Source organism: Flavobacterium sp. 1355, from assembly GCF_017833415.1.
In the GTDB taxonomy this organism is placed as follows: Bacteria; Bacteroidota; Bacteroidia; order Flavobacteriales; family Flavobacteriaceae; genus Flavobacterium.
This window is the reverse complement of the sequence record NZ_JAFICC010000005.1, coordinates 307,390-320,342: the sequence shown is the minus strand read 5'-3', so window position 1 is coordinate 320,342 and position 12,953 is coordinate 307,390. Positions and strand designations below refer to the sequence as shown.

Annotated in this window: 10 protein-coding genes; 1 reads left to right on the top strand and 9 read right to left on the bottom strand. The window is 34.8% G+C overall.

Annotation, left to right across the window (positions count from 1 at the left end; translation table 11 throughout):
• Positions 1 to 154 precede the first annotated feature (154 nt).
• The 8 genes from JOD96_RS08785 to JOD96_RS08750 all read right to left on the bottom strand — a co-directional run bounded on the left by JOD96_RS08785 (position 155) and on the right by JOD96_RS08750 (position 10,046).
• Positions 155 to 1,777: a UxaA family hydrolase gene (locus tag JOD96_RS08785; protein ID WP_209563898.1), complete on the bottom strand. Its 1,623-nt coding sequence runs from the start codon at positions 1,775 to 1,777 to the stop codon at positions 155 to 157.
• Positions 1,778 to 1,802: 25 nt separating this feature from the next.
• Positions 1,803 to 3,245: a tagaturonate reductase gene (locus JOD96_RS08780; RefSeq protein WP_209563897.1), complete on the bottom strand. Its 1,443-nt coding sequence runs from the start codon at positions 3,243 to 3,245 to the stop codon at positions 1,803 to 1,805.
• Between the two features lie 211 nt (positions 3,246 to 3,456).
• Complete coding sequence (locus tag JOD96_RS08775; RefSeq protein ID WP_209563896.1) at positions 3,457 to 4,128, bottom strand: bifunctional 4-hydroxy-2-oxoglutarate aldolase/2-dehydro-3-deoxy-phosphogluconate aldolase; 672 nt, start codon at positions 4,126 to 4,128, stop codon at positions 3,457 to 3,459.
• A gap of 10 nt (positions 4,129 to 4,138) precedes the next feature.
• The gene (locus tag JOD96_RS08770) at positions 4,139 to 5,161 is read right to left on the bottom strand and encodes a sugar kinase (protein WP_209563895.1); all 1,023 of its coding nucleotides are present in this window, start codon (positions 5,159 to 5,161) and stop codon (positions 4,139 to 4,141) included.
• Between the two features lie 155 nt (positions 5,162 to 5,316).
• A complete protein-coding gene (gene uxaC / locus JOD96_RS08765) occupies positions 5,317 to 6,723 on the bottom strand; it encodes a glucuronate isomerase (RefSeq protein ID WP_209563894.1) in 1,407 nt (468 codons plus the stop codon).
• 26 nt (positions 6,724 to 6,749) lie between these two features.
• Complete coding sequence (locus JOD96_RS08760; protein ID WP_209563893.1) at positions 6,750 to 7,541, bottom strand: gluconate 5-dehydrogenase; 792 nt, start codon at positions 7,539 to 7,541, stop codon at positions 6,750 to 6,752.
• A 5-nt stretch (positions 7,542 to 7,546) separates the two neighbouring features.
• Positions 7,547 to 8,386, bottom strand: a complete 840-nt coding sequence (gene kduI / locus JOD96_RS08755) for a 5-dehydro-4-deoxy-D-glucuronate isomerase (protein WP_209563892.1) — start codon at positions 8,384 to 8,386, stop codon at positions 7,547 to 7,549.
• 190 nt (positions 8,387 to 8,576) lie between these two features.
• Positions 8,577 to 10,046 (bottom strand): MFS transporter, encoded by a 1,470-nt coding sequence (locus JOD96_RS08750; RefSeq protein WP_209563891.1) that lies wholly within the window; start codon positions 10,044 to 10,046, stop codon positions 8,577 to 8,579.
• Positions 10,047 to 10,467: 421 nt separating this feature from the next.
• Here JOD96_RS08750 and JOD96_RS08745 point away from each other — a divergent pair, with 421 nt between their 5' ends.
• Positions 10,468 to 11,412 carry an alpha/beta hydrolase gene (locus JOD96_RS08745; RefSeq protein WP_209563890.1) on the top strand — a complete coding sequence of 315 codons (945 nt, stop codon included), beginning with the start codon at positions 10,468 to 10,470 and terminating at the stop codon, positions 11,410 to 11,412.
• Between the two features lie 83 nt (positions 11,413 to 11,495).
• On the opposite strand, the gene JOD96_RS08740 is transcribed toward JOD96_RS08745, so the two are convergent.
• Complete coding sequence (locus JOD96_RS08740; RefSeq protein WP_209563889.1) at positions 11,496 to 12,902, bottom strand: PepSY-associated TM helix domain-containing protein; 1,407 nt, start codon at positions 12,900 to 12,902, stop codon at positions 11,496 to 11,498.
• Positions 12,903 to 12,953: the final 51 nt, after the last annotated feature.

Here is a 12,953-nt window from a genome sequence, read left to right as displayed (position 1 = left end):
TAGTGTAGTCTTTTTGTGTACGCTTTATATAGCGTAATTCTTGATCTTTTTCCATAATGATACTTTTTGTGTATCGCTATTTCAGGACTAGACATAATGAGTAAAAAAAAAGCTCACTTTAAACAAGTGAGCTTTTTTTACAATTAGCTTTTTATTAAAGCGAAACGCCTCTTTTCCAAGGAATAAAATCGTTTTGATTTAAGATTGCTGCTTTTGTTTTAATTGTACCGCTGGCAACATTGATAATAAATTCCAACATTTCATCAGCCATTTCATCAATAGATTTTTCACCTGTGATAATTCCACCAGTGTCAATATCAATAATATCTGACATTTTTTTAGCTAATTCGGTATTTGATGAAATCTTAACAACCGGTGCAATTGGATTTCCTGTAGGAGTTCCCAAACCTGTTGTAAACAATACCATATTCGCGCCTGAGCCTACCATTGCAGTTGTACACTCCACATCATTTCCTGGTGTACAAAGCAAAGTTAAACCTGGTTTCGTTATATATTCACCGTAATCAAAAACTCCTGTAATTGGCGAAGTTCCTCCTTTTTTTGCTGCTCCTGCAGATTTCATTGCATCGGTAATCAAACCATCTTTGATGTTTCCAGGAGACGGATTCATATCAAATCCTGAACCTGCATCAACAACTGTTTTTTCATACCATTGCATTAAATCAAGGAAGCGTTTTCCGCTTTCGTCTTCTACACAACGGTTTACCAATTCCTGCTCTACACCGCATAACTCAGGGAATTCAGAAAGAATTGTAGTACCGCCTAAGGCTGCCAATAAATCTGAAGTAACGCCCAGCGTTGGGTTAGCAGAAATTCCTGAGAATCCATCAGAACCACCACACTCTAAACCAATTCTTAATTTAGACAATGGAGCCGGTTCTCTTTTTATTTCATTCGCTTTTTTAATTGCCTCAAAAGTATCTTTTACCACACTGCTCAGCATAGCTTCAATAGTTCCGATAGATTGCTGATCGTAGATTAAAACAGGTTTTTTACTATTCGGGTTAATCGCATCCAAAGCATCTTTAAAAATCTGAATCTGAAGATTTTGACATCCCAAACTCAAAACTGTAGCTCCGGCAACGTTTGGATTATTTACATAACCTGCCAACAATTTTGCCAGACTATGAGAATCCTGACGAATTCCTCCACAGCCACCCTGATGTGTAATGAATTTTACTTCGATGTTATTGAATAAATTAGCGTCATTTGAAGCTGCTTCATTTCCGGCACCGCCAGTTTCTGATTTCACTAAAGAACGCAACAATAACTGATAATCATTTTCTTTAGGCTTTAATAATTCCTTTTCGAAAATGTCTTTCAGAATTTCGATATTTCTGTTTTCACAAAAAACCAAAGGAAAAAACAACCACACATTTTCAGTACCAACCTGACCATCTTCTCTGTGATAGCCCTGAAAAGTTCTGTCTTTCCATTTATCAACATTTGGCTGAATCCAGCCAATTGTTTCCGTCTTTCCGGTTACTTTATCACTTTCATGTTTTACATTTAGAGTAGAAAGCAAACCACCTTTTTCGATTCTGGCGCTTGATTTTCCGACTAAAACACCGTACATAATAATTCTGTCTCCAACATTAAAAGGAACCAGAGCAATTTTGTGCTTCATTTTTACATCAGACTCAATTGTAATATCCTCTCCTTCAAAGTTAATCACTTCTCCGGCAACCAGATTTACTAACGCTACTGCTACATTATCAGTAGGATTAACTTTTATTAATTTCTTTTGCGTTTCCATAACTTAGTATGCGGGGGTTCTTGAATTATTTATTTTTAAAATTGGCAAAACCTTGTTCTACACCATTTTCATCTATTTCTTTTAATGCTAATGCTATAGATTCTTTTAACGAAGGAACCGATGTTAAATCTTCGTCCCAGAAACTTTTGTTTTGCAAAGTTAATTCAGCTATTTTATTATAATCGTTTGATTTCCAAACTTCATTAAAAAAAGAAACGATATCTGCACTGTCATTTATCGGTAAACTCTCCCCTTTCCATGTTCCTTTATAAAAGCGAATTAAACACGCAAATGCAAAGGTTAAATGTACAGGTAATTTTTTATGAATGGCAACATATTCTGTCAAGCTTGGCAAAACACGTACTTTGAATTTAGAAATCGAATTTAAGGCAATCGAAGACAGCAGGTGTTTGATAAATGGATTTCTAAAACGATCCAGAATTTCTTCAGAGAAACTTGCCAGCTCCTCTTTATCCATATTTAATGTTTCATTGATTTCATCAAAAACAGCTTTGTTTACAAACTCTCCTGTAAATGAATTATCAACTGTTTCCTTAACTGTTTCGTTTCCGTAAAGTAATGAAATTGGCACCATAGCGGTATGAGCCCCGTTTAGGATCCTAACTTTACGTGTGCGGTATGGCTGCATATCTTCGACGATTTTTACATCCAAATCGGTTTTTTCAAACGGAAGTTTTGCTTTTAATGCATCATCACCTTCAATAACCCATAAAAAGAAACTTTCGGCACTTACAATCAGATCGTCCTTATATGATAACTGACTGTTGTATTCTTCAATCTCATCTTTTGGATAACCGGGAACAATTCTGTCAACCAGTGTATTATGAAAAGAGCAGCTGTTTAATAGCCAGAAAATAAATTCCTGTTCCAATTTCCAGTCTGTACAGTATTTTAAGATAATTTCTTTTAAAGTATCTGAGTTATAATTAATTAATTCACACGGAATAATTGTTAAACCTTTTGCAGGCGCTCCTTTAAAATGCTTAAATCTTTCATACAAAAGTACGGTTAATTTTGCAGGAAAAGATACCGGCGGCTGCATTGTTGGCAAATCTGAAGCGATGTATTCAATACCGGCTTCTGTTGTATTTGAAATAATGAAAGCTAATTCTTCTTCTTTTGCCAAAGCCAGATATTCCTGAAAGGAAGCATAAGGATCAACAGCTTTTACAATATTGGTAATCAATTCATTTTCCTGAATTTCTTTTCCTTTTTTTACACCTTTCATGAACAAAGTGTACAAACCGTCCTGAGCATTAATCATATTCACCAAACCTTTGTCTATAGGCTGGACAACTGCGATCCCGGCATTAAAATCAGCTTCCTGATTTAATTTTTGAAAAGCATATTCTACGAAAGCTCTTAGAAAGTTCCCTTCTCCAAATTGTACAATTTTTATTGGAAGTTTATTTGAAAACTCCGAATTTGATCTGTTTATTTTTTCCATTATAAATCCTTTAAAGCATTATAAAAACAACCCTATAAATAACCCTCTGACTTGCATTTTTAAAATTGTAAAAGAAACATTACACCTGTATTAATAAATAAATTTTGCTGTGAGGAGTGACAAAATTTATTTTCCAAGCGTAATGCTCAATTACAATCTCTAAAATTTAAAAAAAACTGCAAGTCAAATAAGAAATTGGTATGATCATTTCTTATTTATTTTTAATATTTTTTATGATATCCAGCACCTGACTTACTTTGGTTTTCAAACCGTCAAAATCATTGTTATCAAGTATGTCTTTTGAAATTAATTGTGATCCTAAACCAACACAAAATGCACCGGCATTCAGCCATGAACTCAGACTTTCTACCGTTGGATAAACACCGCCTGTAGGCATTATATTTGTCCAGGGACATGGCCCTTTTATTGCTTTTATAAATTCAGGCCCGTAGATATCGGCTGGAAATAATTTTACAATTTCGCATCCCAATTCTTCTGCTCTGGCAATTTCAGTAAGTGTTCCACAGCCCGGAGACCACAAAACTTTGCGGCGGTTGCAGGCAATTGCGATATCTTCTCTAAAAACGGGTGTTACAATAAAATTAGCTCCCAAACTCATGTATAAAGATGCTGAAGCTGCGTCTGTAACAGAACCAACACCCAAAATCATTCCCGGCAGTTCTGCCAAAGCATATTTGTTTAAAGCTCCAAATACTTCATGAGCAAAATCACCACGGCTTGTAAACTCCATTAGTCTGGCACCGCCGTCATAACAGGCTTTTAGTACTTTTTTGCTTAACTCAATATCCGAATGAAAAAATAGCGGAACCATTCCGTTTTCTTTCATTTGTGAAGCCACTTCAATTCTTGAATATTTTGCCATTTTTATTTTTTTATCTTGATACTAATGCAGAACCATCACCATCAATCATATTCTCAACTTCTTTTAAGGTTACCAGATTATAATCTCCTGCAATAGTGTGTTTTAAACAACAAGCAGCAACAGCAAAATCAAGTGCTCTTTGGTTATTATTTTGATATTCTAATAGTCCGTAAATTAATCCTCCCATAAAAGCATCACCGCTTCCTACTCTGTCTACGACCGGAGTTACTTCTTTTACAGCTGCATTATAAATTGCTTTTCCATTATATAAAACACCCCCAATTCTTTGGTGAGAAGCACTTACAGAATAACGAAGTGTCGTAGCAGCAACTTTTAAATTCGGAATCAATTCAAACAATTTATCATATAAAACAGGAAGTGATTTTTCATCCTGATAATTCGGATTTACTTTCGGTATCCCCAGCATAAAATAGGCTGTATCAATATCTCCTAAAATTACATTGCTGTATTGCAGCATTTCCGGCATTACATCACTTGGTGTTTTGCCATACTGCCATAATTTTGACCTGTAATTTAAGTCGCATGAAATTTTAATTCCTTTTTTATGAGCGATTTTAATTGCCTCCAAACAAGCTTCGGCAGCACTTTGAGAAATTGCAGGAGTAATACCGCTCCAATGAAACCATTCTGCACCGTCTAAAACTTTTTCCCAGTCAACCTGACCTTTTTGAATAGTTGCCATTGAGCTGTGTGCACGATCATAAACAACATTGCTTCCGCGTGTTCCTGCTCCGGTTTCCAGAAAATAAATTCCTAAACGCTCTCCTCCATAAACTATGTTTTTAGATTCTACGTTCATTTTTCGCATTTCTTTTAATGCAGAACCACCAATCTCATTTTCAGGTAATCTTGTTACAAATTCAGCATTTATACCGTAATTCGCCAAAGACACGCAAACATTAAACTCGCCTCCTCCATAAGAAGCTCCAAATGCTTTTGCCTGCGAAAAACGTAAATGCCTTTCTGTCGATAAACGAAGCATGATTTCTCCAAATGCAACTACTCTACTCATATTATTTTATTGTTTTACCAGTAAAAGGTTTTATTTTTTTACCATTAAGAGATTAAGAAAAATAAGCTTTAGCTAAATATCTTACTGTTTATAAACTTTTTTAATTTACCACTACAACTTAATAATCTTAATATCTTAATGGTAAAAAAGAAATATTAGAATTTAAAATATTCCTTAGCATTGTTATATGAAATATCAGAAACCAATTTTCCAATCCATTCCATATCATTTGGAAGTTCACCTCGCTTGATTTCATCTCCTAAAAGATTACACAAAATACGTCTGAAATATTCGTGTCTTGGAAACGATAAAAAGCTTCTCGAATCGGTAAGCATTCCAATAAAACAGCTGATTAATCCCATGTTAGAAAGGGCGTTTAATTGTTTTGTCATTCCGTCTTTCTGATCTAAAAACCACCATCCGGACCCAAACTGAACTTTTCCCCTAACGCTTCCGTCGTTAAAATTTCCGATCATGGTTGCCATAACTTCGTTATCAGCAGGATTTAGATTGTAAATAATTGTTTTAGACAATTTATCTTTACTGTCTAATGCATTTAAAAAACCTGATAATTTCTGTGCCTGCGGATAATCTCCAATAGAATCCCATCCTGTATCAGGGCCTAAAATCCTGTGCATACGGGCATTGTTGTTACGCAAAGCTCCTAAGTGAAACTGCTGTACCCATCCAAACTCATGATACGTTTCGCACAAGAATATCAAAACTGCACTTTGGAATTTTAGTGCTTCTTCTGAAGATAATGTTCCGTTTTCTCTTTTCTTTTTGAAAATGGCAGTTATTTCGTTTTCTGTAAAATTTTCGAAGTAAATCTGATCCAAACCGTGATCACTTAATTTACATCCGTTTGCATTAAAAAATTCAATTCTTTTTCTCAATGCCGAAAGTAAATCAGCATACGTATTAATTGCAATTCCGGACACATCCCCTAATGTGTCCAGATATGCATTATAGCCATCATTAGCAATTAAGATAGCTTTATCAGGTCTGAATGCTGTACTCATTTTTATCCCTGTTGTATTATTTGAGAATTTCTGATGAAATTCTAAACTATCGATTGGGTCTTCTGTAGTACAAACTAATTCGGCGTTTACTTTTTTAAGAAGGTTTTGTGTGCTGTAAGCCTGAGAATTTATTTTTTCTGAAGTTTCGATATAAATTTTCTCAGCCGATTTCTCATTCAGTAAATCATAAATATCAAAATAACGGGCCAATTCTAAATGTGTCCAGTGGTACAAAGGATTACGCATTGTGTACGGAACTGTTTTTGCCCAGTTTACAAATTTATCTTTATCTGAACCATTTCCGGTTACAAACTGCTCATTGATGCCCAATGTACGCATCGCACGCCATTTGTAGTGATCTCCATTAATCCAAACCTGCGTAATATTATCGAAGATTTTATCTTCTGCAATAAACTGTGGGTTTAAGTGATTATGGTAATCAATAATAGGCTGATTTTTTGAGTAGTTATGGTACAACTCCTCAGCATATTTATTTTCTAATAAAAAATTATCGTGGATGAATGTGGTATTCGTGCTCATGTCTTTTAAAATGTAATTTTTAAAAATTATTCTTCGTTTGAAGGCTTTCCGATTGTGGCAAGAATTCCCCCGTCAACATATAGAATGTGACCATTTACAAAATCACTTGCTTTTGAAGATAAAAATATTGCCGCTCCTGCCAAATCGCCCGGATCTCCCCATTTTGCGGCCGGTGTTCTGCTAATGATAAAATCATTAAAAGGATGTCCGTCTACTCTAATTGGTTTTGTTTGCTCTGTAGCAAAATATCCAGGACCAATTCCGTTGATTTGTACATTGTATTTTGCCCATTCGGTTGCCATATTTTTGGTCAGCATTTTTAAGCCGCCTTTAGCAGCAGCGTACGCAGAAACCGTATTACGGCCTAATTCGCTCATCATAGAGCAGATATTTATGATTTTTCCCTGTCTTCTTTCAATCATTCCTCTGGCAACATGCTTTGAAACAATAAACGGACTAACTAAGTCAATATCAATTACCTCTCTAAAATCGGCAACTTCCATTTCAAGAAGCGGAATTCTTTTAATGATTCCGGCATTATTGATTAAGATGTCGATTGGTCCAACTTCGCTTTCAATTTTCTGAACAGCTTTTTTAACTTTCTCTTCTTCGGTTACATTAAATTTATATCCAACTGCATTTATTCCATCGCTTTTAAGGGCTGCCACAGCATCATCAATTTTTTGCTGAGAAGAATTTCCATTTACTACAATTGTAGCTCCAGCCTCACCTAATCCCTTTGCCATTGCCATTCCCAGTCCGTGTGTACTTCCTGTTATGAGGGCAACTTTTCCTTTTATGTCAAATAAGTTTGTCATGATTATTATCTTAAATCTGTGATTTTACAAACATCCATATCGCCGTAATCTAAATTCTCACCAGCCATTCCCCAGATAAAAGTATAATTACTGGTTCCTGAACCAGAGTGTATTGACCATGGAGGAGAAATAACTGCCTGATGGTTGTTCATCCAGATATGTCTTGTTTCCTGCGGTTGTCCCATAAAATGGCAAACTGCCTGGTTTTCGGGAATATCTAAGTAAAAGTAAACTTCCATTCTACGATCGTGAACGTGTGCCGGCATTGTATTCCATACACTTCCCGGTCTTAATTCCGTCATTCCCATTTGCAATTGGCAGGTTGTAACAACACTACCAATAATCATTTGGTTAACTGTACGGTGATTGGCCGTTTCCATCGTACCCAATTGCAATTTATTTGCTTCTGCCAAACTTACTTTTACCGTTGGGTAAGTAGTATGTGCAGGTGCAGAATTAATGTAGAATTTTGCAGGATTATTGCTGTCGTCACTTTTAAAAATTACTTCCTTGTTACCACTTCCAATGTACAAAGCATCTTTAAACCCAAGTTCATACGGTTTTCCTTCAACTATAACAGAACCGCTTCCTCCAACATTGATAATTCCGATTTCTCTACGCTCCAAAAAATAAAGCGCTTTTAGCGGATCAATAGTTTCTAAAGCTAAATCCCCTTTCACAGGAACTGCAGAACCGGTAATGTATCTGTCGTAATGAGAATAAACCAATACGATTTCGTCCTCCTCCATTAAATTATCAATCAGGAATTCATTTCTCAATTCTTGTGTATCGTATTTTTTAACAGCTTCTGGGCTTGACGCGTATCTTGAACTATATTTTGTCATAATTTTTAATTTAATGTAATCGATTGCACAAAATTATATTTTTATCTTCAAAAATCATAATGCAAATCAAAAATTATTTGTGTTGATTATACACTTATTGATTTTTTTAGCTCTAAAAGTAAACATTAAAGTTGAAGTAAAGAGACTTTTAATTTAATTTTTACTAATAAATTGGATCCTAAAAAATGCATTAAAGATTTGTAATTGGGCTGTATTTTGGCACCAATGATTTCATAACAATCCAACCCGTTAGATAGCAAACTGCGCAAATAGAGAAAATAATAAAATATCCAGCTTCAATACCTTTAAATCCCATAAAAGCCATATTGGTTTCTTTAGCATGATCAAACAAAACTCCAGATCCTTTATTAATCAATGTTGATCCGATTCCTCCTGCCAGACCACCAATTCCTGTAATGGTTGCAATGGCTTTTTTAGGAAACATATCTCCAACTGTTGTAAAAATATTTGCCGACCATGATTGATGCGCAGCACCGGCAATCCCAATAATAATTACCGGAACCCAGTAACTTATATAGCCTAATGGCTGAGCTATTAATGCTAATAGCGGAAAAAATGCAAAAATCAGCATAGCTCTCATTCTGCCTTCATACGGATTCATCCCCTTTTTTTCTACGAAATAAGTCGGAAGCCATCCGCCAATAATAGACAATAACGTAATCATATAAAGTACAAATAAGGGTAATGCTGCCTGTGTAGAATCCATTCCGTAAACAGAACTCAAATAGGCCGGTGTCCAGAATAAAAAGAACCACCAAACACCGTCTGTCATAAATTTTCCGAAGGCAAAAGCCCAGGTTTGTTTGTATTTAAAGCAATCTGCAAGCGATACTTTTGAATTTGTTTCAGGCACAAAACCTACAATTTTACTATCTGCAATTTCATCTTGTTGAATATAAGCTAATTCTTCCTGAGTAACTTTTACATGTCTTTCTGGTTTATCGTACATAAACATCCAGAATCCCATCCATACAAATCCTAATGCTCCAATGATTATAAAAGACATTTCCCAGCCAAAAGATTTTGCAATAAACGGAATTGTAATTGGTGCTGCCAGAGCTCCAACTGTGGCTCCTGCATTAAAAATACTGGTAGCAAAAGCCCTGTCTTTTTTAGGAAAATATTCTGCTGTAGTTTTTATGGCTGCGGGAAAATTTCCTGCCTCTCCTACTGCCAAAACAAAACGGGCAAAAATGAATAATGCAACACTTACATTAATTACCCTTGCCGTATCGTGCACATTTTCAATAACATTTTTTGCTCCTTCAAAGCCAACAAACCATTCACCTGAAATTATTCCTGAAGTTGCAATCCCGCAAAATGCATGCAGACAAGCACCAACAGACCAAATACCAATAGCCCACAAAAATCCCTTTTTTGTATCTAACCAATCGACAAACCTTCCGGCAAATAATAATGAAACTGCATAAAAAATAGAAAACAGAGCTGTAATATTTCCGTAGTCATTGTTTGTCCAATGAAATTCAGGAGCAATAAAATCACTCCATGTTAAAGAAAGTACCTGCCTGTCTAAGTAATTGATTGTGGTTGCAAAAAATAACAATGCACATATGCTCCAGCGATATTTTCCGACAGTAGTGCTTGTCTTATTCATTGTGACTGAATTTGTTTGGTTCATGGTAATGGTTTATTATAAATTTATAATTATCAGATGTTTAACTCTCAAAACTCTTATTGCATAAAATTGAAATAAAAGCAAAAAAATCAAATAATGTAATCGATTGCACAAATATAGTTTTTAATAGTTATAATCCAAAAAAATTAAATAAAAAATTATTTTATCAATATAAATAAATATATCATACAAAAAATACAATACTAAATTACATATTAAACAATATATATGTTAAAAGTCAATATACGAAAATCATCCGTTTTAGGTAATAAAATTGTACCGATTTGATTCGTTTTTGCTGAATTTTAAATGATACTTTAGATTCACTGAGAATGAAGCAATTTTTTGATTGTATGTCTCTTGTTCATCAAGAAATTTCTATTTTTGATTGTATTCAAAATAAACGCTAGCTAATTGTATTAAAATGAAAAAATTAAAAATCTCCATCTTAAAAAAAGTATTCTTAAATCTGTTTTTATGTTTAGGAATGATAAACCAACTTCAGGCTCAGAATCAGGTAATTCCGCTTTGGAATAAAATTCCGGGACAGCTCAAAGTCTCTGATTATAAAGAAAAAGAAGAAATAAAAGATGGAAAAGTACAAAGTACCTGCTTGGTTGCAACACCTACGCTTAGTGTATTTTTACCAAAAGAAATGAAACCAAACCAGACTGCTGTTGTTATTTTCCCTGGCGGAGGATACACTCATTTGGCTATTGACAAGGAAGGCACTAAAGTTGCAGAATGGTTTAATAATATCGGGATTGCGGCTTTTGTTCTAAAATACAGACTACCAAATGATAAAATCATGATAGACAAAACGATTGGCCCTTTGCAGGACGCTCAGGAATCGATTCGAATTGTGAGACAAAATGCTGCAAAATGGAATATTGATCCAAATAAAATTGGTGTTATGGGATTCTCTGCAGGAGGGCATCTGGCCTCAACCCTGTCTACACATTATGATGATAAAGTCTATGAAACGGCTTCTAAAGCAAGTGCACGCCCAGATTTTTCGCTTTTAATTTACCCTGTAGTTTCTATGCAGAATGAAATAACACATAAAGGGTCACAAATCAGCTTATTGGGAAATAATCCTTCGCAGGAATTAATTGATTCTTTTTCTAATGAGAAAAAGGTTACGGCTCAGACGCCTTCAGCGTTCCTGATTCATGCTACTGATGATGAAGTCGTAATTCCTGAAAATAGCATTAATTATTATTTAGCGCTTAAAAAAAATAAAGTTACGGCTGAATTACATTTGTATGAAAAAGGCGGACACGGTTTTGGATTAGGTGTAAATGATACAAGCAAATTCTGGACAAAACAATGCGAGGAATGGCTGAAAAACAACGGATTTAAAAATTAAATCACACAAATTAAAAAAGGCAAAACTCATAAAGTTTTGCCTTTTCAGTTATCAAAAAAAAAGAAGTAAACAATTGTAAAATCTTAAACAGCAACTTCTTTTTCTGCTATTGTTTTTATCTTAGTAACTGAAACTGATTTATCTGTTACTTTGGGTTTTGTGTTTGATTTTTTACCAAACTTCTGTTTTCCCCACCAGATTATAAATCCTGTTATAGGTAAACTGGCAGAAATAAGACTGGCAAAAAAAGCCAGAAACTTTCCTGTAAGTCCCAATACGCTTCCGACATGAATATCATAATTCATTCTTCTGATTTTATCGGGTAAATTGGCTTCTATATACTTTCCTGAAAAAGGTGTTTTTATAGAAATTTCTTTGAGTGTCTGCTGGTCAAAACTATAACGGTCCATGTTATAGAATGTATTTTTTTGTTTATACACAAAAGCGCCTATAGCATCTGAAGGTTTTTCTGGAATCGTGATCATAATTCCGGAAGCTTGTGGGTTTTCTTTTGAAATATTTTTTAGCAGTTTATCCACCGTTGTTATGTTAAATGCCGCAATATGTGTAGTATCTGATTTTGGTGATTCACGGCTTTCTATTAATGGTTTTCCTCCGGATGTTACCCAATATAAAGATTTACTCCACCAGTTAAAACTCCAAACCAAACCGGTTACAGAAATAAATAACAGAAAAATCATACTGTAAAAACCGAGTACATTATGCAAATCATAATTCAGGCGTTTGAATGTTGCTGACCATTTAATCTTAAAACTTTTATCGCGAATTGATTTGATCCATTTTGTTGGCCACCATAATACGATTCCTGAAATCAGCAAAAAGACAAAAATAAGAACTGCAACTCCAACAATTGGCCGTCCTATATCATACGGAAGCCATAAAGCGCGGTGCCCGTTAAGAATAAATCTGAAAAAATCGGGCGAATCACTTCTTGAAACAGACTTAACATTTAGCACTTCACCTGTATAAGGGTTCATGTAGACACTGGTAAAAATACCGCCTCTTCTTTTCTTGGTTTTTTCTTCTTTTCCTTTTTTCTTTTCTCCCTCTCTTTTTCCGTCACTGTTTTTAGCAGCTTCGGTCTGTTTTTTGTCTTTATTAATCTCTTTTCTGTCTTCTCTGCCTTTGTCTTTACCTTCTTTTTTTTCGGTAAAATACCCTACGATAGCCGCTTCATCTTTTGCTCCAAAAGTGACACTTTTGGCATGTTTGCCTTTCATCTCCTTATCAGCAATGGTAACTAATTGTGATGGTAATAAAAACGCCTGTTCCTGAGGTTTTACAAAACGCCAGTCTTCGGTAAAATCTCTGATTTCATTTTCAAAAACATAAATACAACCGGTTAAACTGACAATGACCACTATAATACCGGAAGCTAATCCGAGCCACAAATGCAGCCAGGCCATTATACGCTTAAAAAGCGATTTTTTACTTTTTTTCTTATTTGGTTTTGACGAAGAAGAAAACATATATTAAAGAGTATAAAATAAATAAAAAAACCGCAGGCCCCAGAGAGCCTT